This is a genomic window from Micrococcus porci, assembly GCF_020097155.1.
Classification (GTDB): domain Bacteria; phylum Actinomycetota; class Actinomycetes; order Actinomycetales; family Micrococcaceae; genus Micrococcus; species Micrococcus porci.
The window spans coordinates 703,889-728,294 of record NZ_CP083691.1; the positions used below are offsets into that span (position 1 = coordinate 703,889).

A 24,406-nucleotide genomic window follows, 5' to 3' on the forward strand; every position below is an offset into this window, starting at 1 on the left:
GCCGGCGCCCCAAGAGTTCAGCTATATTAAATCTTATGCCTGCATCGTCACGCGAGCTCCGGATGGCCGTCGGATCGGATCGGCCAAGTCGTCAGGGAGTGCGGCTGTTGGGACCAGCCTTCGTGGCGGCGGTGGCCTATGTGGACCCCGGCAATGTCGCGGCGAACCTGACGGCCGGGGCCCAGTACGGATATCTGCTGGTCTGGGTGCTGGTCGCAGCGAACCTGATGGCCATGCTTGTGCAGTACCTCTCAGCGAAGCTCGGGCTCGTCACCGGCCGCTCGCTGCCCGAGCTGCTGGGACACCGGATGCCGCGCGGGCGGCGTCTGGCGTACTGGGTGCAGGCGGAGATCGTGGCCGCCGCCACGGATCTGGCCGAGGTGATCGGAGGGGCCATCGCTCTGCACATCCTCTTCGGCATCCCCCTGCTGGCCGGCGGGGTGATCGTCGGGGTGGTCTCGATGATCCTGCTGGGTGTGCAGTCCCGGCGCGGGCAGCGGCCCTTCGAGTTCGTCGTCGTGGGCCTGCTGGCCGTGATCACCCTCGGGTTCGTCTCGGGACTGTTCTACGGGCCCATCTCCTGGGGTGAGGCCGTGGCGGGCATGGCCCCCCGGTTCGAGGGAACCCAGACCGTGCTCTTGGCGGCCGGCATGTTGGGGGCCACAGTGATGCCCCACGCGATCTATGTGCACTCAGCTCTGGCGCGCGACCGCCACCAGGGAGCCCACACCAATCCGGCCACGCTTGGCGGGCTGCTGCGGGCCACCCGGTGGGATGTGGGACTGTCCCTTCTGGTGGCAGGGTCGGTGAACATCGCGATGCTGTTGCTGGCGGCGGCCAACCTCTCCGGGGTCTCCGGGACGGACAGCATCGAAGGTGCCCATGCGGCGATTACGGCCGCGCTGGGCCCCACGGTGGGTGTCCTTTTCGGCGTCGGCCTGCTGGCCTCCGGGCTGGCCTCCACCGCGGTGGGCTCCTATGCGGGGTCGGAGATCATGGGCGGGCTGCTGCACTGGCGCATCCCTCAGATGGTGCGACGGGTGCTCACGCTGATCCCCGCGCTGTTGGTCATCGCCTCCGGGGTGGATCCCACCTGGGCGCTCGTCCTCTCCCAGGTGCTGCTCAGTGTCGGCATCCCCTTCGCCATGATCCCCCTAGTCCGCCTGACCGGCGCCCGGGCCGTGATGGGCCGACACGTGAACTCCGCGCCCCTGCAGACGGCGGCATGGGTGGTCGTGGCTCTGATCGTGGCCCTGAACGCCGTGCTGCTGTGGCTGACGTTGACCGGGCAGGAGTGAAGGAGGCCCCGCTATCGTGCAGGCCATGAGCCTTGACGAGATCACTCCGGTGGCCCAGGACTACCTCAAGGCAATCTGGTCTGCCACGGAGTGGGGAGACGCGCCGCTGAGCACGAATAGCCTGGCCGCACGAATGGGCACCACCGCGCCCAACGTCACCGAGACGGTCAAGCGCCTGGCAGCTCAGGGCCTGGTCGAGTACCAGCCCTACAAGCCCGTGACCCTCACCGGGAAGGGACGCGAGCACGCGATCGCGATGGTGCGCCGACACCGGCTGCTGGAAAGCTTCCTCGCCGCGACCCTGGGCTACTCCTGGGACGAAGTCCACGCGGAAGCCGAACGACTCGAGCACGCCGCCTCCGACGAGCTGATCGAGCGGATCGACCAGATGCTGGGCCGCCCCACGCGCGATCCCCACGGCGACCCCATTCCCACTCCCGAAGGGCAGCGGGCACAGCCAGCCCACGCGGTCCGCCTGGACGTGGCCGAGCCGGGGTTCTACCGGGTCCTACGCATCTCCGACGCCGACCCGCAGCGTCTGGTCCGCTTCCAGCAGGCCGGACTCGTTCCCGGCACTGTCGTCGAGGTGACCGAGGCGGGCCACTCCCGACTGCGCGTGGTCGCAGTCGGGCCCGTGGAACTCATCGAGACGGATGCGGCTGCCATCTGGCTGGTGCCGAGCGCGACTCGAGGATGAATCGTCCTCACCTTCATTGCGCATCGGTGCCGCCCCCGTCGAGAAGCAGGCTGTCCAAGGGGGTATACCCCTTTACACACCCCGTCCGCCAACGAGAGCATCACGTGTGAGCAGCTTCGCTCTGTGTCGCGGTTTTCGCTGCGTTCCGTGTCGGGTTAGGTGGTGCCGATGACGAGGGTGCTGCGGGCGGCTTCGACGACGTCGTTGGTGATGACGTCGAGCTCGTTGATCTTCAGGACACGTTGAATCTGTGGGAGGAGACGTTCGAGGAGACGGAAGTTGCCGCGGGTGATGCGTTCGACGGCGGCGATGGCTTGCGCGTCAGTGAAGTCGTCGGGGTCGAGGGTCTTGCCGAGCTTGCGCCATTGACGTTCGAGGACGAACAGCAGCTCGTCGTGGCCGAGGGGGCGGTACTGGTGGGCGAACCCGAGTCGGCTGTAGAGCTGTGGGTAGTGAGTGAACTGCTTCTCGATGCCGGGCATGCCGATCAGGATCATCGCGATGCCTGTTCGGTCGTACTGGTCGCGGAGCCACTCGATGGCGTTGCCGGTGAGGCGTTCGGACTCATCGATGATGATCAGCTCGAGCAGTGACGGGTTGGGGCCGTGCGCGTGGTCGACGTGGCCGCCGTGGAGGACGAGGTGTTCCTCGATGCAGCGTTCGGTGCGGATCATGTCGTGCCGGAGGTCCTCTTGCAGGGCGCGCATCGTCGCGGAGACCTCGGGCGTGTAGAAGACGGTCCGGGCGCGGTGGGCCGCGGCATAGATCTTGGTGACGTTCACCTCGTCGGGCGTCGGTTCGTGGTTTGTGAGCTCGTTCCCGGTGCCGGCGCGGCCGGCCCACCAGGTGTTCGAGAGAATCTGGCCCGGGTTAAGAACCGGGATGGGGCGTTCGTAGCGCTTGACGAGGTAGGGCGCGAGGAGCCGGTCGGAGTCGTCGGGGATGACTATGGGCGGATTAAAGGTGACGGTGATGTCTCGCGCGGGGGTCGGTCCGAGGTTGGTGATGATGAAGTCGATGGAGGAGTCGCTATCGACCGCGGGGCGGAACTCGGCGGCGATCATCGGCTGGGATCGGGCTTTGCTGTCCAGGGCGGCGGAGATGAGCGCGATGATCGCGACGAGCGCGGCGACAACGCCGGCGACGGCGCCGATCGCGCTGCCGTACTCGTTGATCCAGGTCCAGGCCTCGAGCACGCTCATCCGGGTCATGAGGTGAGCGTAGCTGCGAGGCGGAACTGGCTAGAGAGACGGGGCGCGTCGTCTGGACATCGTGCCGCCGCAGGCTCTGAGGCGCCGGCGGCCGCGGATCGCGCCTGAGATGGATCGGCGGCCACCGGCGCGGGGGTCAGTGCGCGGCTCCGAGCTCGATCATGAGCACCCCGACGATGATCAGGCCGATACCGGCCGCCATCACCTTGGTCAGCGGTTCCTTGAAGAGGATGCGGCTGAGGACCGCGGTGAGCGCGACACCGGACGCGGCCCAGATGCCGTAGGCGACTCCGAGGGCCAGGCCCTCCACGAGGGCCATGGTGATGCCGAAGAACGCGATGCCGTAGCCGCCGAGGACGGCGAGCAGCCACAGGCCCTTCTTCTTGGAGCCGGAGGTCGCCATGCGCAGCGAGAGGGCGCCGGCGACCTCGAAGATGATCGCGATGATGAGGAACAGGTAGGCCATCAGACGGTCCCTTCACGCTTCTTCGTCGCGGCCTGCGAGCCGAGCTCGACGCACAGGACCCCGCCGATGACGACGGCGATGCCGAGGGTCATCAGCGCGGTCAGCGGCTCTCCGAAGATGACTGCGGAGAGGATCGCGGTCAGGGCCACTCCGGCGGCTCCCCAGATGCCGTACCCGACGCCGAGGGGCATGCCCTGCTTGAGCGCGCCGGCCAGGAGCGTGAACGCTCCGATGTAGCCGACCGCGACGAGCGCGAAGAATCCGGGGGCGTCGACGGCAGCTTTCAGTGACAGGGAGCCTGTCACCTCGAGCGCGATCGCCCCGGCGAGGAACACCCACTTCATTTCTGTACTCCTTCATCGATCAGTCGTTGGGCGATGCCGCGCACGAGTGCACGCTGCTCACCGGTCATGCTCAGAAGTCCGAGCGCCTGGTCGGTCCAGGCGCCGTCAGCGATCAGACGCGCCGACTGCAACGCGGCTTTCTGGCCAGCGTCGCCGGGTGCGTCCTCCCCGAACCAGGGCCGCAGGCGCTCCCGCCACTGGGCGGCGAGAGTGTCGCGCAGCTTCACATCCGCGAGCAGCGCGAGATCGCCCCCGTCGAAATCGGAGAGCACCTCGAAGTCCACATACGCGCGCAGCCGCTCGACCGGATCGGTGACCTCCCCGATCGTCGCGGCGAGCTGTCCCTCCCAGAGGTCCATCACCCGATTGACGACGCCGACCATCAGCGCCTCCTTCGAGGAGAAGTGATGCACCACCCCCGCCTTACTCATGCCTGCTTCGGAGGCGACGGAATCGATCGTCACCACGCCACCGCGCCGCAGCACGGCGATCGCATCATCGAGCAGCTGCTCGGTCGTCTTTGCCATGCCCCGAGAGTACCGACCAAACGTTTGGTCGGTCAAGTGACATAGCGCTATGGGTAGCAGGCGTCCCGTAAGGGGATCGCTTACCGGCACACACAGATACGACGCCGAGCGCCGCGAAAATCCGCGGCGCCGAGTGTCCCGTGTGAGCAGCTTCGCTCTGTGTCGCGGTTTTCGCTGCGTTCCGTGTCGGGTTAGGTGGTGCCGATGACGAGGGTGCTGCGGGCGGCTTCGACGACGTCGTTGGTGATGACGTCGAGCTCGTTGATCTTCAGGACACGTTGAATCTGTGGGAGGAGACGTTCGAGGAGACGGAAGTTGCCGCGGGTGATGCGTTCGACGGCGGCGATGGCTTGCGCGTCAGTGAAGTCGTCGGGGTCGAGGGTCTTGCCGAGCTTGCGCCATTGACGTTCGAGGACGAACAGCAGCTCGTCGTGGCCGAGGGGGCGGTACTGGTGGGCGAACCCGAGTCGGCTGTAGAGCTGTGGGTAGTGAGTGAACTGCTTCTCGATGCCGGGCATGCCGATCAGGATCATCGCGATGCCTGTTCGGTCGTACTGGTCGCGGAGCCACTCGATGGCGTTGCCGGTGAGGCGTTCGGACTCATCGATGATGATCAGCTCGAGCAGTGACGGGTTGGGGCCGTGCGCGTGGTCGACGTGGCCGCCGTGGAGGACGAGGTGTTCCTCGATGCAGCGTTCGGTGCGGATCATGTCGTGCCGGAGGTCCTCTTGCAGGGCGCGCATCGTCGCGGAGACCTCGGGCGTGTAGAAGACGGTCCGGGCGCGGTGGGCCGCGGCATAGATCTTGGTGTCGTCTTCACTGCGTGCGGCCCACCTGGCGATGAACGGGCCGATGCTGTCCCAGTGCGCGTAGCGGCGCGCTGAGAGGGTCTTGCCGACGCCGGCGGGCCCGAAGCAGACGCCGATGGTGTTCTGCTTCCGGACCGCGTCGGCAAACTCTGCGAACCGGCGGTGCTCCTTGGTGACGATGAACTGGCTCGTCATGACCGGTCCTCCTCGTAGGTCTTCAGTCGCGGCCGATCCGTCTCGACGGCTGCCGGTGTGGTGGTGTCGTCGAGTTTGGGATTGACGATCGCGATGCGTTCGTGGATCTGCCCGCGTAAAGCCCGGCGGTGAGCGTTCCTGGCGGCTTGGATCTGCTTGAGGCTGATCGTCTCGGTCTGGTGCTCGGTGCTGATCGCGGTGCAGAGGAACACGTCGCGGTGGAAGACGCGGATCTCGGTGACGTCGCGTGGGTCGTACCGGACACTCACGGTGCTACCGACGAACGGCGCGAGAGTGGCCGCGGTGTAGCGGAGGCCCTCGAAGTGGATGCCATCGCGCTGCACGACCCGCGTCGTGGGGACGGTGAGCAGGAACCCGTCGAGCTGTTCAAGGGACTCCGGGAGCCGTGGCAGCCACCCGTCTGCAATCCACGCGTGCAGTGGGCTCGTCCGGAGCTCGCGGTGGGTGCGGGCGTTGTAGCTGCGGATGAACGTGCTGATGGCACTGTCGACGCCGCCGAGATCCAGCGCCGGCGTCGGCGCCGAGGATCCGGCTGCGAAATGGCCGGGGAGCGTTGGGAGCAGTTCGGTGTTGATCGTGCCGAAGAACCGCTCGATCTTCCCGCGCCCCTGGGGCCGGGCGACCTGCGAGTGGATGATGCGGAGGTGCAGCACAGCGGCGGTGTCGCCGAGACGATGGCTGGTGAAGTCGGACCCGTGGTCCGTGTAGAGCACGTCCGGGATCCCGCAGACGGGCCAGTCCGGTTCCGGCTTGTGCCAGATCGCTTGGCGCAGCGCGAGCGCGGTGTTCGCCGCTGACGGGGCACCGAGGAACACCATGTACCCGCAGATCGCGCGGGAGTAGTCGTCGAGGATCACCGTCAACCACGGCCGTGCGGGCTTGCCGTTGGGCCCGACGATGAGCAGGTCAAGCATCGTGTGGTCCGCCTGCCAGATCGCGTTCGGGCGGTCCGCGCGACGTCGGAGCAGCAGCTCGTGTTTGTCACGGTATGACGCTGGCCCCTCGAGTGCGAGCGTCACCATTCCGGGATCGAGCCCGTTCACGATCGACCGCACGGCGGAGTACGACGGCGACGGCAGTCCCCGTTCAGCGCAGTGGACGCCAACCTGACGGTGAATGGTGGCGATCGACGGCCGCGGCTTGGTGAGCGCAAGCCCTTCGACCAGGCGGACGAGTTCCGGTGCTGTGCGTCGGACGCCATGGTCGGCGCGAGCGTCGTCGGCGAGGGCGGCGTATCCGCCTGTCCGGTAGCGGGCGAGCCAGCGTTGCAGGGTGCGCTCGGTGACGCCCGTGCTGCGGGCCAGAGTGGCAAGCGGGATTGCGTCCTCGACGTGCAGTCGAAGGATTCGCCACCGCTCGCTCGCGTCCATGACCGGCTACATCGTCGGTGAGGGCTTTGCGCGTCGGCGGGCGACGGGTTCGGCGTGCTTCGCGAGCGTCCGGTAGATGGTGGTGCGGCTGACGCCGAGGACATCGCCGATCTGCGCGACGGTCATGTCCTGCTGTTCGTAGAGCCGGCGTGCGGTGCGCACCTGGTCCGCGGAGAGCCGAGATGGTCGGCCGCCGGTTCTGCCGCGGGCTCGGGCGGCGGCGAGGCCGGCGTTGGTGCGTTCCTTGATGAGGTCCCGTTCGAACTCCGCCAGCGCAGCGAAGACGTGGAACACAAGCCGGCCACCGGGTGAGGTGGTGTCAATGGTCTCCTGCAGCGACCGGAACCCGATGCCGCGTTCGGCGAGTGCGTGCAGCTGGTCGATGAGGTGCCGGATGGATCGACCGAGCCGGTCGAGTCGCCAGACGACGAGAGTGTCGCCGGGGCGGAGCTGGTCGAGGAGCTTGTCGAGCTCGGGCCGGTGTTGCAGCGACCCGGACATGGTGTCGACGAACACGCGGTAGCAGCCGGCGGCGCCCAGCGCGTCGATCTGTAGCGACGCGTCCTGGTCGGTGGTGGACACGCGCGCGTACCCGAGGAGGTGACCCATGGAGAGAACGTAGCGAAACTCGACCAGGAGGGGTAGTGGCGGCACGTAGATTCCGGGATTGGGTTCCGTTACAAGACACGCCGCCTCACACGCTGCCGAACCGTCGGCACGGGCAGTTGTAGCGGAGTCGTTCGTATTTGCTACAGCCGGTGAGTCAGCGCCGCGAGCCGGAGCGCTTGGACGGAACGTCGTTGTTGTTCCGCGCGATGGCGGCCGTTGGCCGGAGAGGGGTGTGGTGCCGCGATGACGGGTACGAGTCGGGGGTGCTCGTCCAGGGTGAGGTGCCGCATGACTCCGTTGAGGGCGGCGGTACCGTACGTGACGATGGCATCGAGCACGGGGAGCACCTTGAGCAGAGTTTCGAGGGCGTGTCGCCCCTCGTCGATGTCCACAGGTCGGACGCGGCCGAGAATCTCCCACGGGATGAGGTTCCAGCGGAGGTAGTCGTTGCGTGCGAGTCCGGACTCGATGCGGGCTGCGCGGAACGCGGCCGCGGTCGGGCCCGGGTTGTCCTCGCTGCAGATCGCCGTGTGCGCTGCGGCGATCGTCTGGGGGCCGGGCGACTGCATGAGGACCAGGACGCGGCTGGATGTGCCGCCGGATCTCGGGTCGAAGTTCGGGACGAACCGCCGTGAACCGTCGGGTGCGGTGCGCCATGCCTCGGCGAGGGCGTTCAGGGATCGAACGTCCGCGACCTCGTCCGCGAGTTCGTCGGGGGTGCTCATGCCGGCTGTGGTGGTGCGAGGAGTGTGCCGCGGATGACGGAGCCGTGGAAGGTGCGGACGGCAACGGTGATCCACGCGGCGACGAGGCCCACGTAGTAGACGACTGCGAGGACGGCGACGACGGTGAGTCCGGAGTGCAGGGCCAGGCCGTTCAGGCCGGTGACGCAGGTGCCGACGGGGAACGTGAATGACCACCAGGTCAGGCTGAACAGCAGGTGTTCGCGGGCGGTGCGGATGGTGATGGCGAGGGCGATGACGGTCCACAGCAGCGCGAAGCCGAGCATCGCGAACCCGTACACCAGCGCCACGACCAGCAGTGCGTGGGCGGTCGACGCGTCGACGACGGCGGGGGCGTTCGATGCGAGGAGGTTTACCGCGGTGATGGACTGTCCGACCGGTCCGAGGACGATCCACAGGGTCGGCACCATACCGGCGGCACCGACCTTGTGTTGCGCGAGACGGTTCCAGATCAGCGTAATGACGACCAGGGACGTGATGAGGCTGAGGCCGAAGAAGCCGTAGCAGGACCACAGCAGGGTCTCCCGTGCCTGCCCGGCGGGGGCATACGGCAGGAGGAGCGCACCGGTCGAGGCGGACACCATCGGCGGGACGATCGGCATCAGCCAGCCGCCGAACGCGGATTCGGGCGTGTTCTCGTGGCGGGTGAACGCCAGGTACGGCACCAGGACCGCGGTGAGCAGGCCGCCGATGGTGCCGATGGTCCAGAGGACCCAGTCGACGGTGACGGCGGCGGGGAGGCCGATCCAGTCCTTGCCGAGGAGGATCGTGCCGGCGCCGACGGTGAGGAACGCCATGGGCGGTGCGCCGTAGAAGTGGGAAATCACCGGGTTGAGGTGGTGCTTCGCTGCGGTGCTCCGGTAGCGGACCCAGTGCAGGACCGTCGCGATGGTGAGGGCGACGAGCAGGACCGCCGCGATCGCCCAGACGACCGTCGCCGCCGTGCGCAGACCGGGGAACTGCAGCGGTAACGACGCGGCCGCGACGGCGACGATCCCGGTCCCCATGATCGACGCGAACCAGTTCGGGGTCAGGTTCGACACGATCAGGCCGGGCCGCTCCAGCTCCCGGAACAGCCGCCGGTCGCGCACACCGTGCTCAGAGGCTGCGGGTGCGTGGGCGAGGTGAGCGGACATGCACCCATCGTGCGCGTGTGCCCCGTGGTTCGGGAACGGCGGACTCGTTGGCAGGGCACAATGGTTGCTTGTGGCACTGCGGCGGTTGACGGACCGGATCCTGGACCTCGACACCCTCGAGGTCCTCGTCCGCGTCGCGGAGACCGGGTCGTTGACCCGCGCGGCCGAGGTGTTGGGGGTGACACAGCAGGCGGTGTCTGCGCGCTTGCGTGCCGCGGAGCAGGCGACCGGTCAGCCGCTGGCGCACCGGACGGCATCCGGGACCGCGCTGACCGACGCCGGCCGGGTGGTGCTCGGTCTCGCCGTCCCGGTGTTGGAGGCCTCCCGGCGGCTTGAAGCAGGCGTCGCCGCGCTGCGGGAACCGGCGGGATCCCTCGTGATCGCAGCGTCGCAGACGATCGCCGAACTCCTGCTGCCCGGATGGCTGCTCACCCACCGTGCTGCCACGCCGGATGCGTCGGTGCGTTTGATCGCGGGGAACTCCGCCGACGTGACCGACCTCGTCCGTTCCGGCGCTGCCGACGTCGGGTTCACGGAGACTCCTGCTGCGCCGATTGGCCTCTCATCGTTGGTGGTCGATGAGGACGAACTCGTGGTCGTCGTCGCCCCGCACCATCCTTGGGCAAGCGCTTCGGCCATCACCTCGGATGACCTCGCGGAGACACCCCTGCTGCTCCGTGAGGAAGGGTCCGGCACCCGCTCCACGGTCGAAGCGTGGCTCGACGACGCGGGTCTGACCCTGGTCCCGCCGGCTGCAGTGCTGGAAACGACTGGCATCATCCGCGCCAACGCTCGAGCGGGCATCGCGCCCGCGGTGATGAGTCTCCGCACCGTCGACACTGACCTCGAAGACGGTGCCCTCGTCCGGGCGCTACTGCTCGGCCCGCCACTGATCCGGCCGCTGCGAGCGATCTGGTCAGGCCGCCCGGGGCCCGCTGTGACGGCGTTCCTGGACACTGCTCGCAGCTCGAGTACCGGTGGTCAGATCAGTCCGTAGGGCAGCTCCGGGTGCTGCTCGGCGATCTCGGTGAGCCGGTTGTACTTCGCGACGCGTTCCCCGCGGCCGGGTGCGCCGGACTTGATCTGCCCGGTGCCGGTCCCGACAACGAGGTCCGCGATGAACGTGTCCGTGGTCTCCCCAGAACGGTGGGAGACCATGCTGGCCATCCCGATGCTCTTGGCGGTGGCGATCGCGCCGAGGGTCTGGGAGACGGTCCCGATCTGGTTCGGCTTGATCAGTGCCGCGTTCGTCAGCTGCTGCTCGCCGCCGTCGCGGATCCGCTGTGGGTCGGTGACGTAGAGGTCGTCGCCGACGATCTGGATCCGGTCGCCGAGCGCCGCTTGCATGCGGCGGAACCCCTCATGGTCGTCTTCCGCGAACGCGTCTTCGATGCTCCGGATCGGATACGTGTCGATGAGGTGCCGGTAGTAGTCGACCAGCCCGTCCCGGTCGAGGCTGTCGTTGAGCACCCGGTAGGAGCCGTCGCCCTGGGAGAACTCGTTCGCGGCCGGATCGAGCGCGATCGCCACCTGATCGACGCCCGGCTCGTAGCCGGCGGTACGGATCGCGTCGACGAGCAGGTCGAGCGCTTCCTCGGGCGCAGCGATCGACGGTGCGAAACCGCCCTCGTCGCCGAGGCCGAGGCTGCCGAACCGGTCCCGAACCAGCGCCGCGAGAGCGTGGTACACGTCTGCGCCGATTCGGACGGCGTCTGCCATCGAGCCTGCGTTGACGGGAGCGATCATGAACTCCTGGAAGTCCAGCTCGTTCGCTGCGTGCGCGCCGCCGTTGAGGACGTTGAAGTGCGGGACCGGCATCCGCGGCGTCGAGCCGGTGATCTCAGCGATCCACTGCCAGAGCGGGAGGTCCGCGGCATGGGCGAGGGCCCTGGATGCGGCGATCGAGGTGGCGACAACGCTGTTCGCGCCGAGCCGGCGGTACCCGGTGGTGCCGTCGAGTTCGGCAAGGGCGGCGTCGATCTGCCCGATCGCCGACCACGACCGGCCGGTGAGGAGCCCTGAGATGTCGGTGTCGATCAGGTGGAGCGCCTGGGTGACGTCGCGGCCGCCGAACGCGGAACCGCCGTCGCGGAGCTCGACGGCTTCGTGGGCGCCGGTGGATGCGCCCGCGGGGGCGTCCCCGGTGACGGTGCGGCCGTCGTCGAGCTCGAGGGACACGCGGACGGTCGGGTAGCCGCGGGAGTCGAGGATGCGGGCGCCGTGGACGGCGTCGATGGTGACGGGGTGGTCGTGGTGGGTGACGTACTCACCCTGATGGGCTCCGTGGTGGTGGATGCCGCTGATGTAGTCGTTCATGGTGACGCTCCTTCGGTTCGGTTCGGGTCATGCGTCGAGCTGGTCTGTGGTTGGAAGGGGAAGCCGCGGGGAGGCGGAGGGACGACCTGCTGGCGATCACTCAGCGCCAGTGCCTCCCCGCGGCAGTCTGTGGACCCGTGGGTCACGGGTGTCGGGTGTGGGCGTTCTGTGCGGTGCGGATGACGGCTTCGGCAGCAGCACGGTCGGCCCACCCGTTGGTGGTGACGTGCTTGCCGTGCTCGATCTCCTTGTAGTGGGCGAAGAAGTGCTCGATCTCCGCCAGCGTGTGTTCCGGCACATCGGTGATGTCCCGCAGCTGCGCGAAGCGGTCGTCGCCAGCGGGAACGGTGAGGATCTTGTCGTCGCCGCCGTTCTCGTCGACCATGCGCAGCATCCCGACCGGCCGGACCGTGATGACGACGCCGGGGAACGTGGGACGGGGCAGGAGCACCAGGGCGTCGAGGGGGTCGCCGTCATCGCCGAGGGTGTTGTCGATGGAGCCGTAGTCCTGGGGGAACACCATGCTGGTGAACACCGCCCGGTCGAGCCGGATCCGGCCGGTGGTGTGGTCGACCTCGTACTTGTTGCCGCTGCCGCGGGGAATCTCGATCGTGACGTCGAACAGCATGGGTACCTCCGGTGCTGGAGCGGGTGGGTGGTCAGTGAGTGGGGTGGTCACAGGGTGCCGCCGAGGAGGATGCCGGCGGTCGCGGCGGCGACGGAGACGACGAGCATTCCGAGACCGTTGATCGCGGCGGCGGTGATCCGTCCGCTGCGGGCGAGGCGGACGGTTTCGAAGCTGGCGGTGCTGAACGTGGTGTAGCCGCCCATCACCCCGGTGCCGAGGACCGCGACCGGCACCGCGCCGAGGTGCGTGGCGGCGCCGACGATGATCCCCAGCAGCAGCGACCCGGTGATGTTGATCGTCAGCGTGCCGACGGGGAGCCGGAACTCCCGGCCGGTGTTGATCAGCCCGTCGAGGAGGAACCGACCGGCAGCGCCGGCACCGCCACCGAGGGCGACGACGACGATGAGGGCGGCGTTCATGCTTCCTCCGTTCGGGGACGGAACCAGCCGGCGACGACGAGACCGCAGGCGGTCGCGATCGCGCCGGATAGGACAGTGAGGAGCGCGTAGCCGGTGCCAGCGAGGCCGTGGCCGTCGAGGAACAGGGCGGCGGTGGACTCGGCGAGGGTGCTGTAGGTGGTGAACCCGCCGAGGACCCCTGTCCCGAGGAGCAGCCGCAGCACCCTCCGGCGACCGGCATCGGGCCCACGGTGCGCGAGCGCTTCCAACAGCACACCGAGGGCCAGCGCCCCGGTGATGTTGATCCAGAAGATCGACCAACTCACCCCGCCATCGGCAGGGAGCACGCTACTGATGACGTCGCGGAGGGCAGTACCGCCGGCCCCACCGACGGCGACGAGGCCGACGTACCGCCACCGCAGATGCACCGGCCGCATGGTCGTTGCCGGGTCGGAGACGTCGACGTCCGGGTCGGGAGGGAGCTGGTCGTCGGGCATCGGGGTGTCCGTTCGGGTGGTCATGTTCCGCCTTCTGCCGCGACCAGCGCCGCGGCGTGCTGTGCTGCTACCGGATCCAGGAACGCCCCACCCCGCGGGACGAGAGCACCCGTCGGGGCGAGGTGGTACTGCACGGGTTGCCCGGTCGGCAGGTTGAGCTGCTCGAGCTCCGGGTCGGTGAGGTCGTCGATGCATGCGCAGAGTGCGCGGAGCGAGTTCCCGTGCGCGACGACGAGGACGCTCCGCCCTGACCGCACCATCGGCAGGAGCCGGTCGTGCAAGACGGGGCGGACCCGCTTGATGACGTCCGAGAGTGCCTCGGTGCGTCGGAGGGCGCCGTCGGGCAGGCCGCGCAGCGCGGAGCTCGACCGCAGTTCCTCCCACAGGTGCAGCGACATCGGTGGCGGTGTGCCGGTACGGGACCTGCGGAGCCGCACGTACTCGTCGTCACCGAGCATCCGACGGGCGTCGGTCTTCGTCATCCCGGTCAGGGCACCGTAGTTGCGTTCGTTGAGCTGCCACACCGCTTCCGTGGGCAGCTGTGTCCCGAGGGCGTCGCAGACCAGTTCGGCGGTGCGGACGGCACGGCGCAATGTGGAGGTGACCACGACGTCCGGCGTGATGTGGTTCGACCGGAGGAGCTGTCCGGCTGCGGATGCTTGCCGTTCGCCGCGGTGCGTGAGCGGGACGTCGAGGAGCCCGGTGAAGGTGCCGGCTTCGTTCGCGGTGCTCTCCCCATGCCGCAGGAGCGTCAGCATGCCCGTCACGGGGCTTCCGACGGGAGGAGGACGGTGGCGCCGACCGGGTCGTGCGGGACGACCAGTATCGGCCGGTGCTGCTGATGCGTCAGGTGCGCGGCGACGGACCCGGTGAGCAGTTCCGCTATCCGGCGTCGGCCAGCCTGGGATCCGACGACGATCATCACCGCGTCACGTTCCTCAGCCACCGCAGCGAGTGCGTGACTCGGGTCCCCGACGCGGGAGACGAAGTCCACGTCGACCGATCGCGCCGCAGCAAGATCTCTGATGACCCGCATGTCTTCGTCGGGGAGCTGCTGCGGGTCGCTGTCCGCCGTGTCCGGGTCGATCGGTTCGATGATCTCCGACCCGTCCGCACGCACCCCCGCTGACAGCAGCGCCGGATCGACGACCACACACACCAGGCGGGCGCTGAAGCGTTCAGCGACGGCAGCCGCGACACCGACGACGTCGTGCCCCTGCCCGGACTGCACACCGACCACGACAACACCGGCAGTGTTCGACTCGACCATGACATCTCCCTACCTCAGGCGCACAGAAGCGCAACCAGCTGAGATAGGGACTGTTGTCGACGAGTGTCGAGGTTGGGTCCGGCAAGCCCCACTGCCGGGTCCGAAGACACCACCAGTATGCACCCACCACCCCATGCCCGCACCGACGATCTTCCGCACCTCGAGAACCGGTCCGCTTCGTGACGCGGGACGACAGGGAGAGAAGCTTGAAGGACGACACAGAGCGAAGCTGTTCACAGCATCACGTCAGAGACGGTCCCAAACCGGGGCGTTGGACATAACTGACGGAGGGTCTTAAACGTGGTTGGACAGACTGTGGGGTACGTGCGAGTCAGCTCGGTTGAGCAGAACCTGGACCGCCAACTCGAGGCGGTGGGGGAGTGCGACCGGATCTTCGAGGACAAGATCTCGGGCAGCTCGAGGGCCAAGCGCACCGGGTTGGCTGAGCTGATGCGGTACGTCCGCGAGGGGGATCTGGTGAAGGTTGCCTCGATGGATCGGCTGGGACGGGACACCCGGGACCTTTACGCGATCGTGGATGAGCTCACCGGCAAGGGGTGTGCGGTGCAGTTCGTGTCCGAGCGGATCACCGTGGACAAGTCTGGCACCTCCCCGGTGGATGGGCTGATGTTGGGCATCCTGGCGGGGTTCGCGGAGTTCGAGCGCCGGCGGATCAAGGAGCGCCAGGCTGAGGGCATCGCGTTGGCCAAGGCGAGGGGCAAGTATGTGCAGGCCCCGAAGATGTCGGACCTCGACGTGGAGCAGGCGCGCGTGATGATCTCCATAGGGATCCCAAAGGCGGAGGTGGCGCGCACGTTCGGGGTGAGCCGGCAGACGCTGTATGCCTCGCTGCGCCGCGTCGCTCCGTAGTCACTCCACGCGCGGCTCAAATGACCGATTTAACCCGATAGATGGGCCTGCTCTTTACGAGCGCGCGGCAAGGAAAGCTCGCATACCGGGGATCTTCGGCACGAAGTGATGGGTCGAATGCTGTGATCAGCTGGCGATATTGGTCCAGTTGGTTGTTCCGCCACCGGACCAGATGGCCCCAACGACGCGCACGCCGTTGTCCCAGAGGTTGCGGACTTCAAGGCGGAGGACGACGGGAACGGTGCGGTCGCCTCTGAGGTCGCCAAAAGCGGGCGCGTGAATGCCCCAGAGTTTGCCAATAACATCGTCTCCTACCCGGACGCCGATTGCCTCGTTCTGCCCGAACTCGTGAGGTCTCCGCTCGATGACGGCGGGTATCTCGACGGTTTCCCCCTCGGTGAGCTCTAGCCGCTTCACGACCTTGAGCATGGAGTCCGCGCGTGATGTGTTTGTGCCGGCGACGGGGAACGCGCCTTTAACCTTTGACGCCTCCACGGTGGCCGGGGCAAACTTCTTCCCGCTGCGCTTCTCGGGATGAGTGGCGGAATCGTCGGTATAGATCCACGCGGGCTCATCCTTGCCGATCCACGCGTAAGCGGGTCCGATGGTTAGGACGTCCCCCTCTCGCACCACCATTACCTGATAGCGGGCAGGGTGCCGGAAGCGCGGGTCCGGCTCCAGGTAGCCCCGGGTGGAGCTGTCGAGGTAGCCCACGAGCTCACCAGCCACGCGAACGGCGAACTCCCCATACATAGGGCTGTCTTCGTGCCGGATTGTTACGGTGGCAGCGTGCTCGAGGAGGTTGATGCCCTCGTGAAGGATTGCGGTGCGGGCAAGGTCGCTTACGGCGGGCCTCTGGTAGGTCAATCCTCCTGTAACCGCGTAGGGGCGGAGCTTTCGTAGGCTCATAGGGTTACCTTAGGGGGAAGAATCTAGGACGCGTCTGAGAATGCTTCGAGGGTCTGACGAGGACCCTGGCAGACCGCGTGGACCGGGACTGGTGCACGCATGGGTGACAGTCGTAGTCACGCCGCCGTGCTCCGCGCCGAGGCCGACCAACTCCGTAACCTCCCAGTGGACGATGCCGCACGCCTGGTCGGGGCCAAACGTGCCGATCTAGACCAACAGCGACGGCAAGTGGCGGAGCGGGAGCGGCAGATCAGCGAGCCGTTCGAGCACGACCAGCACCGCAGTAGTCCGCGCCGCGACGGGCCGACACAGGGCCTGTAGACCGGCGCAGCTCGACAGCAGGCACGCGCCCAGAATCGAGGGTGTGGGCCCTGGGGCTCGGGTATGCTCAACAGAGGAGAGCCACGTCTCTCCGAGAACGAGTTCAAAGGAGAAAGACATGGCCGTTTTTTACTCTTTCCACTACGACCGAGATGTTCATCGCGTGCAACTCATCGAACAGATGGGGGCACTCGAAGGGCAGCCCATCCTCAATCATCAAGAATGGGAGACTGTCAAGAGCGGTGGCGACACAGCCATCAAAGAGTGGATCTCTGACAAGATGAAGTGGAAGTCAGCTGTCATCGTCCTTATTGGCAAAGAAACTGCCTCTCGTGAATGGGTCCATTATGAGATCCAGAAGGCCTGGGATGATAAGAAGCCGCTTCTCGGTATTCGGATCCATGGCCTGTCCTCAATGGGGAGCGTCGATTCATCAGGACCCAACCCCTTTGACAAAATCTCAAGCGTCTCAGGAGTGCCGATCTTTGATCCGACACAGACCGACTGGACAGGAAAGATCGATTCCAAAGCCACCTACAACCACCTGAAGGATCACCTGACGACATGGGCAACGCAGGGCAAGACTCGGCTGTGACTGCTGAACCCAGTTGCCCGTTTTGCACAATTGTGCAACGGAACGATCCTGATGTGCGCGAGGTGTATCGGGACGATCAGGCTGTCGCCTTCTTTCCCACGGAACCAGCCGTACTGGGCCACACCATGATCGTCCCGCGCGCGCATGTCCCACTTATTTGGGAGTTGCGCGACGACGATGCCGAGCACATCGGTCTACTAATCTCGCGCATGTCGCGGGTAATCGTGGAAACCATCGGGGCCGAAGGGCTTAACGTTATTCAGTCGAACGGCGAAGTCGCCACGCAGAGTGTCAACCACGTTCACGTCCACCTCGTCCCGAGATGGAAGGGCGACGCCATCGGACGCATCTGGCCTCCGGAGACTCACTACTCCGAACACGCGAAAGACGAAACTTGGGACGCGCTCCGCGACGCTTGCAGAGGGGTTCGGCTATGACGGAGCGGGACGGACCGAAGGCTAGGGCCACGAGTGAAACCGTTAGGCTAAAGCACCTCGACTACGTTCAAAGCGTCGTGTCCCGAATGGCCCACTCCTCGACGCAGGCGAAAAGCTGGCTCCTACCTGTAGTCACCGCGACGTTCGGATACGCGCTTACCCAACGGTCGGGAACTGTGGCAATGCTAGGAATCGCAGCCGTTCTGCTCTTCGGCTACATGGATGCGAGTTACCTGCGGCAAGAGAGGGCGTACAGGCGGCTTTACAATGCCGTCGTTGCGGGAAAAAAGGTTCCCGAACTCTCGCTCGACCCGCATAATATCGACCGAAATATCCCAGACGCGGATGGCGATCCATCACCGCAGGACAAAGACGACAAAGAGCCAGGATTCTGGAAGAATTTGTGGACAGCCTTCCGTGGCTGGTTCTTCTTTGATCCTAGAGTCTGGTTCTCGTGGTCGATCTTCCCCTTCTACGGCGGGTTCCTCGCCGTTGGAATCGCGGTTCTTTGGTATGCAGCCACCCACTGAGCTAGACGGCCCGCACTGAACAACGCGTCAACGTGACCTAACCAGCTGCTCACCGACTCGGCGGAACGCTCCAGACCTCGTGGCGGGGTCTTGGCGGGCTTCGAGGGTCATCCTCGCAGCACGTTCGCGGAGCTCGCCGGGGTACTTCCGTGGTGCTGGCATGCTCTGCATCCTTCCGTTGGATCAGAGCCTCCATCAGACCCGGGGCGATTCAGTTCATCTCCGAACGGATCACCGTGGACAAGTCCGGCACCTTCCCGGTGGACGGGCTCATGCTGGGCATCCTGGCGGCGTTCGCTGAGTTCGAGCGCCGGCGGATCAAGGAGCGTCAGGCCGAGGGCATCGAGTTGGCCAAGGCCCGCGGCAAGTACGTGCAGGCCCCGAAGCTCTCGGACACCGACGTGGAGCAGGCGCGCGTGATGATTCAGATGGGGATCCCGAGGCCGAAGTGGCGCGCACGTTCGGGGTGAGCCGGCAGACCCTGTACACCTCGTTGTGCCGGCAAGCCTCAGACTGAACCCCATCCTCGGCCGCCGGCACCACCTGGGTTTCTGCTTCAGTAAGCGGGCGCGGCCTTGTACAGGGATTCAGCGTCCTGGGCTGCGTGGACGCCGGCCTGGACGACGTCGTTCTTCATGTCCAGCACACGCAGCTGCCCCTCGATCTCAGCGACGGCTTCGATCCGGCCGAAGGCATCCCCGTGGGCCTGGGCGTACTCGGCCAGGCCCCGCAGCTTGGGCAAGGCGTCGGCCAGGTGCGTGCCGTGGGGATCCACGATGTCCGCGCGGATCGTGCCGTCCTGGTTGGCATGGAAGAAGAGGAAGTCCGGTCGCAGCGCCTGCCACTGGCCGGCGCCGTCCTGGAACGGGATCGCCAAAGACTGCTTGGATGCCCGGGAGGGGTTGCGGTACCAGCCCCGGAAGGAGGGCTCGGCGGCTTCGGAGTCCAGTACCTGCCGCTCCCAGGTGTTCAGGTCCACAGGCATGGTGCCGTCCTCGGCGGCCATCAAATGCAGAGTGCGGGTCGGCAGAGGACGCTCGCTGCCATCAGGGAGGCGCTCCTGCTGGTCGGCCTGGGTCAACTTCGGGCGGGTCAGGGCCACACGTTCAGGCTGACGGGCCATCTCCCGCACCCGGTCGTACACTGCCTGGCGCTCATCGGTCAGGCCGTTGATCTGCACGCGGTACTGGCTCAGCCAGTCCTGCACGAGCTTGTCGGCCTTGGCCTCCAGATCGGCGACGACCTCGGAGGTGCGGGCGAGGGAGGCGATGATGATGTCTCCTTCGCGCAGGTCGAGATCCTCTTCGTCCTCGGGGACGATGTGATCGATGTAGGCCCCGGCGATCCAGCCGGTGAGGGTGCGGGCCGCCGCGGCAGCAGCCTCCTCGATGGCCCGGTCATCGGCCAGCAGCTCCAGGCTGGTGGTGCTCAGGGTTGTGGTTCCCAGCCGTCCGGTCAGCCGCTGGGCCGACAGGGTGAGCACATCCTGGCGGGCCGCGGCGATCTGCTCGGAGTACTGGACCCTGCATCCGTCCAGGAGCTTGCACATTGTGTGTGCGGCGGTCTTGACCGCCCCGGGCAGCAGCTCGTCGTGGGAGAGGGCGTTGGCCAGGATGTCCAGGCGCTTGAGCGGTTTGGTGGCGCCCTGGGGGATGTTCATGGAGGGCAGGGCGTCGAACACCGCCCACACGTCTTCTCCCACCGCCGGGTTCGGTGTCAGGGTGACCGGGTCGAACAGCACCCGCCGGGCGGCCTGCTTGCCGGGGTCGGAAGTGGTGTCGTCCATGTCGGACTGTCCGCGCATCAAGGTCTGGGCGATGGCGGTGGAGGTGGTCTTGTCGAAGTGGGGCAGGAAGCAGTCGATGGAGTTGAGCACTTCGTTGCCCGGGATGCGTCGGGCCAGGGGGGTGCGGACCATCCGGCCCAGCAGCTGGTGGACGTAGGTGGCGTCCTTGTAGGTGCGGAAGGACATCAGCACTTCCGCCCTGGGGCAGTCCCAGCCGGTGGAGATCGCCTCCATGGCCAGCAGCACCCGGATGTGCGTGGTTTCCTGCACTCGCTGTGGGGCGATGTAGTTGACGATCTGGCCGGGCAGGTGCCGGTCGGTGTGGGTGCCGAAGACGTGGGCGATGTCCTGGGGCCGTAGCTCGGGCCACTCCTGGTGGATGACATCCAGGATTCGCGAGAGGTGCTCGTCGCTGGGTTTGTCTGCGACCTGCACGACCAGTAGCGGCACCACCGGGTTCGGTTCGCCCTGCTCGGCGGCGTAGGCGGCCCAGGCCCTGGTGGAAGCCTTCGTGCGGGCCACGGCCTCGCGCAACAGCGTGGTGTCGAAGGCGCCGGCTTCCTCGGGGATGGTGAGGACAACATCGTCCTTGAGCAGCCCGGAGGCCTGCACGAGCGCGGGATCGACCTGCACGGGGGAGAGCGCGTCCCGGTCGGTGGCATGGGCCATGGCCTGGGTAAAGCGTTCCACGGTGGCGGAGATCCCGAGCACGATCGGCATAGTCGGGGCCAGGGCGGTGCCGTTGATCAGGCGCTGGACGATGGTGGCCCGTTCCTGGTCGTTCTTCTTGGTGGTCTTCATGCCCCGGTGGGCCTCGTCCAGGATGAAGTACAGGGTTCGTCCGGGGGTGGCCACGGTGTTGGCGATGACGTCGTAGATGGTCCGCTGGGCCATATCGGGGGCAGCCATCACCGGGGTAGCAGCGTTGGTGGGGTCCTGGGCCCCGCGCACCAGGCGGGCGCCTTCACGCAGTTTCTGGGCGTTGAGGAAGTACACCTGGCCCGGGGCGAAGGTGGTCTCGGCGAAGGAGTTCTCCACGGTGCGCAGCCGACCGTCTAGCTCGGAGGATGCGGCATGGATCCGGGCGCGGGACTGATCATTCAGGTCCGGGTCGTCGGAGAACCAGAGCACGGTGGCCCCGGGGTCGGGGGCGATGTCCTCGGTGTACTGGTCGGAACCGAAGAACAGGGCCTCGATGATGGCCGCGGCCATCACCGTCTTGCCGGCCCCGGTCGCCGCGGCCAGGGAAAACTGGGACAGGACCCCGTCGTCCTGGTAGTTCTTCCTGGCCCGATGCAGCCGGTTCAGGACCTGCTCGACAGCCTGGGCCTGGTAGTCCTTGAGGGTGTAACGCATGGGGGTCAGGCCCTCCGGTTGATCTGGAAGTTGTGCAGGTAGGACTCGTACAGGCGCACCGCGGTGGCGTGTTCGGGCAGCTGTCGGGCCACGGACTGGAAGGCCACCTCGGAGTCGGTCACGATGAACGCCATCCCTACCTGGGGGTCAGCCTCCAGGGCGGCCAAGAACTCGGGGGCGTGGTCCATGTCCTCGAGCACACCGTAGGCCTGAGCCACATCCCAGCCCCGTTCCGGAAGGCTAGAGATGATGCGACCGCGTGAGCCGGCCTTGAACCAGAGCATCGGCGCGACCCGGGCGAAGGCACGGTTGCGACGCACCTGCCGGGGCGCCTCATAGGTCAGGGTGAAGAACGCCGCGTTCTCCTCGAACCCGTCCGCCATGGGGAACTCGTCAGTGAACTTGTAGTTCCCCTTGATCGGGTCCCCGGCCGGGGTCTTGCCCGTGATGGCGGCAGTGATACGCGGCTTGGTGATGTAGTCGCAGATGCCCCACCGCTCCCACTCCGGGTCACCCGGTCGCAGACCCTTCTTCCGCAGGCCCTTCTGCTCTTCCGCGGAGACCTCGTTGTTCGTCACCGAGATGCACTGTCGACGGCCGCCATCCTGCCGGTTCAGGCGCATTACCGCGTGAGCAGTTGTACCTGACCCCGAGAAGAAGTCGAGTACGACAGCATCCGGCTTCCCGTGAACGAAAAATCTCACAGCATCTTCAACCGCATAGAGGCTCTTCGGGAAGGGGAACTTGCGATCGGGAAGTATTGCATTCAGAAGCGTGCTTCCATGCTCGCTCGCACTGTGGGCCGGACGATGCCAGGCAGTACCCGGCATGGCAGTCTGACCGCCTTCGGCGAACTCAACCTGAAGCGAGCCATCTGAGTCGCGACCAGTGACGACGAGCGCCCCTTCCTCGATGGCCTTTATCTGCCCAGATTGCAAGTGGGTAAATCCACACCTCTCCGATCCTGGCGTAAATCGGCCTATCTTCACATACCCCGCAGAGAGCGCCTTTCGGAGGCTTTCTGGGTCGCGACCCCAGGTCGATTCGCCCCCAGCCTTAGACAGAGGCCAGATCGCGGTCGTACCAGGCGGAGGTGAGACCTCTGATCTTGGGACATCCAGGGGGAGGGAATCGCCCACCGAGTGGACGCGACCTGTCTCATTCGCGACGAAGATGGGATAAAAAAGGTTTGGCCGAGCCGAGCGCCGCCCATTCGCCCCTTGGCGCATAAGCCCTGCCCAGCGAACCTTTTCCTTTGACCTCGCCTGTCGCATTGTCATATCGCCAGCAACTGCGGCCGGGCGCGCCGAACCATTCATCACAAAGAAGATATATTCATCAAACCGAGAAAACTGGTCACGTCGAGAGGAGCCCTTGGGGTTGATAATCGCGCTTATCATCTGAATACGTGCCTCGGGGAAAGTCTGCTCGAGAAGCATCCCCAGCCGCAAATACTCTTTCTCGTCGATAGTGGCGATCAAGACGGAGTCATCGGGATTGAGAAGTTCGCGGGCGACCTGGAGGCGACGCTCCATGAAGGACAACCACTTCGAGTGGCGGTAGTCGTCGTCGGCCTCGACGTAGTCGTTGTTGTACTTCCAGTCCTTGGCGCCGGTGTTGTAGGGCGGGTCGATGTAGATGCAGTCCACCTTGTGGCGGTGGGTGTAGGTGAGCATCTCGAGGGCGTGGAAGTTCTCGGCGTTGATGACCGTGTGGAACGGCTTGTCCGGCCCGCCGTTCTCGACGCGGCCTGTCTCGACCAGGCCCGGGTAGATCGGGTCCTCGAAGCGGGCGACGACCACCAGGTCCTCGAGTGCTGCTGTTGAGGTGGCCGGCTCGCGGACCTCGGGGTCGACGTCTGCTTCGGTCAGGTGGGCTTGTTTGCCGTCTGGGGTGCGTTCGAGGTCGGTGACGACCCAGTGTCGGGTGTCCCCGATGGTGAGGGTCCCGCGCGGGGGCAGCACGCGGACGGTGTCTCCGCGGCGCACGGGGCGGCCGGGCAGCTCCACAGCTTCGGGCTGGTGACGCTCAAACACAAGACCGAACTGGCTGCGCTGGGTGAGCTGGCGGAACTCAGCTTCCAGGTCTGCGGCCAGCTGTGGGTCGGTCTTGCGGGCCTGGGCGAGCAGGTCAGTCAGTCGAGACACGGGTGTTCTTTCTCTGGGCCGAGTGGCATGGGGCGCTGTCCGCGCTAATCCTGCCCATCCTAGGGACCGGGGATCTCGTGCCGAGCAGGGGCTTCCCGCGAGTTTAGGATCAGCTGCGATGCGACTTCGCATCGCGTCCTCCACTCGAGCAAGGAACTCGCCCATGTCACGACGCTCCCTGGCTTCTCTGGCCACTGCTGCTGCTTTCGTCGTCACCGCTGTCCTCGGGGGTGCGGGCCCGGCGGCAGCCGGCACCACGTACTCAGCCCCGCTGCGCACGGCTGTGGCGTCGTTGCCGGTCGCGGCGGAGAACAATGCCGGCTATGACCGGGCCGCCCAGTTCGGGGACTGGAAGGATGCGAACAGGGACTGCCAGAACACGCGGGCAGAGGTGTTGATCGCAGAGTCCAAGACCACCCCGAAGTTCACGACGGCCCGTAAGTGCACGGTGGCCACGGGCAAGTGGGTGAGCAGCTGGGATCTGCGTACGCACACGTCTGCTTCAACGGTGCAGATCGATCACATGGTGCCCGTGCATGAGGCGTGGGGCTCGGGAGCCCGGTACTGGACCAAGGCCAAGCGGGTGGCGTTCTACAACGACTTGGGGGATGCCCGGTCGCTGAACGCGCAGACCTCGGCGTTGAACTCGGCCAAGCAGGCCCGCGGCCCGGAGCAGTGGCTGCCGCCGAAGAACCAGTGCCAGTACATCGCTGACTGGACCGCGGTGAAGATCCGCTGGGGGTTGAAGGCTGACGCCACGGAGAAGGCGTTTCTGGTGAAGAAGGCCGCCTCCTGCGCGAACACCACCCTGAAGGTGACCCGGTACTGAGGCTGTCGGCCGCAATGGTGCCCATCCCCTAGATGTACTGACCGGAGACATTGGTCGAACCGGCGGAGCGTGCGGGGGTGTCACCAGCGGC

27 protein-coding genes are annotated in these 24,406 nt (G+C 66.5%); 9 read left to right on the top strand and 18 right to left on the bottom strand.

Going from position 1 to position 24,406, the window contains the following annotated elements; all coding sequences use genetic code 11:
* Positions 1-62: 62 nt before the first annotated feature.
* Together KW076_RS03370 and KW076_RS03375 are read left to right on the top strand one after the other, a co-directional pair.
* The gene (locus KW076_RS03370; RefSeq protein WP_104318904.1) at positions 63-1,298 is read left to right on the top strand and encodes an Nramp family divalent metal transporter; all 1,236 of its coding nucleotides are present in this window, start codon (positions 63-65) and stop codon (positions 1,296-1,298) included.
* A 25-nt stretch (positions 1,299-1,323) separates the two neighbouring features.
* Entirely contained in the window at positions 1,324-1,995 is a 672-nt protein-coding gene (locus KW076_RS03375; protein ID WP_049147408.1) for a metal-dependent transcriptional regulator, read from the top strand.
* 155 nt (positions 1,996-2,150) lie between these two features.
* On the opposite strand, the gene KW076_RS03380 is transcribed toward KW076_RS03375, so the two are convergent.
* The 9 genes from KW076_RS03380 to KW076_RS03420 form a co-directional block, all read right to left on the bottom strand.
* Positions 2,151-3,206: a DUF8453 domain-containing protein gene (locus KW076_RS03380; RefSeq protein ID WP_002857206.1), complete on the bottom strand. Its 1,056-nt coding sequence runs from the start codon at positions 3,204-3,206 to the stop codon at positions 2,151-2,153.
* Between the two features lie 136 nt (positions 3,207-3,342).
* A complete protein-coding gene (locus tag KW076_RS03385; protein ID WP_020628217.1) occupies positions 3,343-3,672 on the bottom strand; it encodes a DMT family transporter in 330 nt (109 codons plus the stop codon).
* On the bottom strand, positions 3,672-4,016 hold the full coding sequence (locus KW076_RS03390) for a DMT family transporter (protein ID WP_031943843.1): 345 nt from the start codon (positions 4,014-4,016) through the stop codon (positions 3,672-3,674). Before KW076_RS03390 ends, KW076_RS03385 begins: the two co-directional genes overlap by 1 nt.
* Positions 4,013-4,543 (bottom strand): TetR/AcrR family transcriptional regulator, encoded by a 531-nt coding sequence (locus KW076_RS03395; protein ID WP_002857203.1) that lies wholly within the window; start codon positions 4,541-4,543, stop codon positions 4,013-4,015. The genes KW076_RS03390 and KW076_RS03395 overlap by 4 nt, the downstream gene beginning before the upstream one ends.
* Positions 4,544-4,734: 191 nt before the next feature.
* On the bottom strand, positions 4,735-5,547 hold the full coding sequence (locus KW076_RS03400; protein WP_002857202.1) for an AAA family ATPase: 813 nt from the start codon (positions 5,545-5,547) through the stop codon (positions 4,735-4,737).
* On the bottom strand, positions 5,544-6,938 hold the full coding sequence (locus tag KW076_RS03405; protein ID WP_002857201.1) for a TnsB C-terminal domain-containing protein: 1,395 nt from the start codon (positions 6,936-6,938) through the stop codon (positions 5,544-5,546). The genes KW076_RS03400 and KW076_RS03405 overlap by 4 nt, the downstream gene beginning before the upstream one ends.
* 6 nt (positions 6,939-6,944) lie before the next feature.
* Entirely contained in the window at positions 6,945-7,547 is a 603-nt protein-coding gene (locus tag KW076_RS03410; protein ID WP_002857200.1) for a recombinase family protein, read from the bottom strand.
* Positions 7,548-7,687: 140 nt separating this feature from the next.
* Complete coding sequence (locus KW076_RS03415; protein WP_002854173.1) at positions 7,688-8,272, bottom strand: uracil-DNA glycosylase family protein; 585 nt, start codon at positions 8,270-8,272, stop codon at positions 7,688-7,690.
* Positions 8,269-9,426 (bottom strand): TDT family transporter, encoded by a 1,158-nt coding sequence (locus KW076_RS03420; protein WP_002854171.1) that lies wholly within the window; start codon positions 9,424-9,426, stop codon positions 8,269-8,271. The genes KW076_RS03415 and KW076_RS03420 overlap by 4 nt, the downstream gene beginning before the upstream one ends.
* A 70-nt stretch (positions 9,427-9,496) precedes the next feature.
* On the opposite strand from KW076_RS03420, the gene KW076_RS03425 reads away from it, so the two are divergent.
* Positions 9,497-10,423, top strand: coding sequence for a LysR family transcriptional regulator (locus KW076_RS03425; RefSeq protein WP_002854169.1), 927 nt, complete (start codon positions 9,497-9,499; stop codon positions 10,421-10,423).
* Here KW076_RS03425 and eno read toward each other — a convergent pair.
* The 6 genes from eno to KW076_RS03455 form a co-directional block, all read right to left on the bottom strand.
* Positions 10,408-11,742: a phosphopyruvate hydratase gene (eno, locus tag KW076_RS03430; RefSeq protein WP_002854168.1), complete on the bottom strand. Its 1,335-nt coding sequence runs from the start codon at positions 11,740-11,742 to the stop codon at positions 10,408-10,410. The genes KW076_RS03425 and eno overlap by 16 nt on opposite strands.
* Before the next feature lie 142 nt (positions 11,743-11,884).
* Complete coding sequence (locus KW076_RS03435) at positions 11,885-12,370, bottom strand: inorganic diphosphatase (protein ID WP_002854167.1); 486 nt, start codon at positions 12,368-12,370, stop codon at positions 11,885-11,887.
* Positions 12,371-12,417: 47 nt separating this feature from the next.
* Positions 12,418-12,789 (bottom strand): fluoride efflux transporter FluC, encoded by a 372-nt coding sequence (locus KW076_RS03440; RefSeq protein WP_002854166.1) that lies wholly within the window; start codon positions 12,787-12,789, stop codon positions 12,418-12,420.
* Positions 12,786-13,265, bottom strand: a complete 480-nt coding sequence (locus KW076_RS03445; RefSeq protein WP_020625841.1) for a fluoride efflux transporter FluC — start codon at positions 13,263-13,265, stop codon at positions 12,786-12,788. The genes KW076_RS03440 and KW076_RS03445 overlap by 4 nt, the downstream gene beginning before the upstream one ends.
* A 20-nt stretch (positions 13,266-13,285) precedes the next feature.
* Positions 13,286-14,023 carry a 2,3-bisphosphoglycerate-dependent phosphoglycerate mutase gene (locus KW076_RS03450; RefSeq protein WP_063718739.1) on the bottom strand — a complete coding sequence of 246 codons (738 nt, stop codon included), beginning with the start codon at positions 14,021-14,023 and terminating at the stop codon, positions 13,286-13,288.
* A 5-nt stretch (positions 14,024-14,028) separates the two neighbouring features.
* On the bottom strand, positions 14,029-14,535 hold the full coding sequence (locus tag KW076_RS03455) for a universal stress protein (RefSeq protein WP_002854163.1): 507 nt from the start codon (positions 14,533-14,535) through the stop codon (positions 14,029-14,031).
* Between the two features lie 300 nt (positions 14,536-14,835).
* Here KW076_RS03455 and KW076_RS03460 point away from each other — a divergent pair, with 300 nt between their 5' ends.
* The gene (locus KW076_RS03460; protein ID WP_031943841.1) at positions 14,836-15,405 is read left to right on the top strand and encodes a recombinase family protein; all 570 of its coding nucleotides are present in this window, start codon (positions 14,836-14,838) and stop codon (positions 15,403-15,405) included.
* 126 nt (positions 15,406-15,531) lie between these two features.
* On the opposite strand, the gene KW076_RS03465 is transcribed toward KW076_RS03460, so the two are convergent.
* Entirely contained in the window at positions 15,532-16,314 is a 783-nt protein-coding gene (locus KW076_RS03465; protein WP_158497154.1) for a hypothetical protein, read from the bottom strand.
* A 439-nt stretch (positions 16,315-16,753) separates the two neighbouring features.
* Here KW076_RS03465 and KW076_RS03470 point away from each other — a divergent pair, with 439 nt between their 5' ends.
* The 4 genes from KW076_RS03470 to KW076_RS03485 all read left to right on the top strand — a co-directional run bounded on the left by KW076_RS03470 (position 16,754) and on the right by KW076_RS03485 (position 18,667).
* A complete protein-coding gene (locus tag KW076_RS03470) occupies positions 16,754-17,230 on the top strand; it encodes a TIR domain-containing protein (RefSeq protein WP_031943838.1) in 477 nt (158 codons plus the stop codon).
* Positions 17,227-17,667: an HIT family protein gene (locus tag KW076_RS03475; RefSeq protein ID WP_187356490.1), complete on the top strand. Its 441-nt coding sequence runs from the start codon at positions 17,227-17,229 to the stop codon at positions 17,665-17,667. The genes KW076_RS03470 and KW076_RS03475 overlap by 4 nt, the downstream gene beginning before the upstream one ends.
* Positions 17,664-18,197 (top strand): hypothetical protein, encoded by a 534-nt coding sequence (locus KW076_RS03480; protein WP_152744230.1) that lies wholly within the window; start codon positions 17,664-17,666, stop codon positions 18,195-18,197. Before KW076_RS03475 ends, KW076_RS03480 begins: the two co-directional genes overlap by 4 nt.
* Positions 18,198-18,433: 236 nt before the next feature.
* On the top strand, positions 18,434-18,667 hold the full coding sequence (locus KW076_RS03485) for a recombinase family protein (protein ID WP_224356239.1): 234 nt from the start codon (positions 18,434-18,436) through the stop codon (positions 18,665-18,667).
* Between the two features lie 86 nt (positions 18,668-18,753).
* On the opposite strand, the gene KW076_RS03490 is transcribed toward KW076_RS03485, so the two are convergent.
* Both KW076_RS03490 and KW076_RS03495 read right to left on the bottom strand, forming a co-directional pair.
* On the bottom strand, positions 18,754-21,339 hold the full coding sequence (locus KW076_RS03490; RefSeq protein WP_224356240.1) for a DEAD/DEAH box helicase: 2,586 nt from the start codon (positions 21,337-21,339) through the stop codon (positions 18,754-18,756).
* A 5-nt stretch (positions 21,340-21,344) separates the two neighbouring features.
* On the bottom strand, positions 21,345-23,486 hold the full coding sequence (locus KW076_RS03495; RefSeq protein ID WP_224356241.1) for a site-specific DNA-methyltransferase: 2,142 nt from the start codon (positions 23,484-23,486) through the stop codon (positions 21,345-21,347).
* A 163-nt stretch (positions 23,487-23,649) separates the two neighbouring features.
* Here KW076_RS03495 and KW076_RS03500 point away from each other — a divergent pair, with 163 nt between their 5' ends.
* Positions 23,650-24,315, top strand: a complete 666-nt coding sequence (locus KW076_RS03500; RefSeq protein ID WP_003038675.1) for an HNH endonuclease family protein — start codon at positions 23,650-23,652, stop codon at positions 24,313-24,315.
* The last annotated feature ends 91 nt before the right edge of the window (positions 24,316-24,406 follow it).

Coding starts and splice junctions, on each gene's coding strand:
- KW076_RS03465 (WP_158497154.1), bottom strand. CDS start 16,314: ATGAGCCTACGAAAGCTCCGCCCCTACGCGGTTACAGGAGGATTGACC.
- KW076_RS03435 (WP_002854167.1), bottom strand. CDS start 12,370: ATGCTGTTCGACGTCACGATCGAGATTCCCCGCGGCAGCGGCAACAAG.
- KW076_RS03415 (WP_002854173.1), bottom strand. CDS start 8,272: ATGAGCACCCCCGACGAACTCGCGGACGAGGTCGCGGACGTTCGATCC.
- KW076_RS03420 (WP_002854171.1), bottom strand. CDS start 9,426: ATGTCCGCTCACCTCGCCCACGCACCCGCAGCCTCTGAGCACGGTGTG.
- KW076_RS03380 (WP_002857206.1), bottom strand. CDS start 3,206: ATGACCCGGATGAGCGTGCTCGAGGCCTGGACCTGGATCAACGAGTAC.
- KW076_RS03370 (WP_104318904.1), top strand. CDS start 63: ATGGCCGTCGGATCGGATCGGCCAAGTCGTCAGGGAGTGCGGCTGTTG.
- KW076_RS03385 (WP_020628217.1), bottom strand. CDS start 3,672: ATGGCCTACCTGTTCCTCATCATCGCGATCATCTTCGAGGTCGCCGGC.
- KW076_RS03395 (WP_002857203.1), bottom strand. CDS start 4,543: ATGGCAAAGACGACCGAGCAGCTGCTCGATGATGCGATCGCCGTGCTG.
- eno (WP_002854168.1), bottom strand. CDS start 11,742: ATGAACGACTACATCAGCGGCATCCACCACCACGGAGCCCATCAGGGT.
- KW076_RS03375 (WP_049147408.1), top strand. CDS start 1,324: ATGAGCCTTGACGAGATCACTCCGGTGGCCCAGGACTACCTCAAGGCA.
- KW076_RS03440 (WP_002854166.1), bottom strand. CDS start 12,789: ATGAACGCCGCCCTCATCGTCGTCGTCGCCCTCGGTGGCGGTGCCGGC.
- KW076_RS03410 (WP_002857200.1), bottom strand. CDS start 7,547: ATGGGTCACCTCCTCGGGTACGCGCGCGTGTCCACCACCGACCAGGAC.
- KW076_RS03400 (WP_002857202.1), bottom strand. CDS start 5,547: ATGACGAGCCAGTTCATCGTCACCAAGGAGCACCGCCGGTTCGCAGAG.
- KW076_RS03490 (WP_224356240.1), bottom strand. CDS start 21,339: ATGCGTTACACCCTCAAGGACTACCAGGCCCAGGCTGTCGAGCAGGTC.
- KW076_RS03470 (WP_031943838.1), top strand. CDS start 16,754: ATGGCCGTTTTTTACTCTTTCCACTACGACCGAGATGTTCATCGCGTG.
- KW076_RS03500 (WP_003038675.1), top strand. CDS start 23,650: ATGTCACGACGCTCCCTGGCTTCTCTGGCCACTGCTGCTGCTTTCGTC.
- KW076_RS03405 (WP_002857201.1), bottom strand. CDS start 6,938: ATGGACGCGAGCGAGCGGTGGCGAATCCTTCGACTGCACGTCGAGGAC.
- KW076_RS03455 (WP_002854163.1), bottom strand. CDS start 14,535: ATGGTCGAGTCGAACACTGCCGGTGTTGTCGTGGTCGGTGTGCAGTCC.
- KW076_RS03480 (WP_152744230.1), top strand. CDS start 17,664: ATGACGGAGCGGGACGGACCGAAGGCTAGGGCCACGAGTGAAACCGTT.
- KW076_RS03450 (WP_063718739.1), bottom strand. CDS start 14,023: ATGCTGACGCTCCTGCGGCATGGGGAGAGCACCGCGAACGAAGCCGGC.
- KW076_RS03390 (WP_031943843.1), bottom strand. CDS start 4,016: ATGAAGTGGGTGTTCCTCGCCGGGGCGATCGCGCTCGAGGTGACAGGC.
- KW076_RS03445 (WP_020625841.1), bottom strand. CDS start 13,265: ATGCCCGACGACCAGCTCCCTCCCGACCCGGACGTCGACGTCTCCGAC.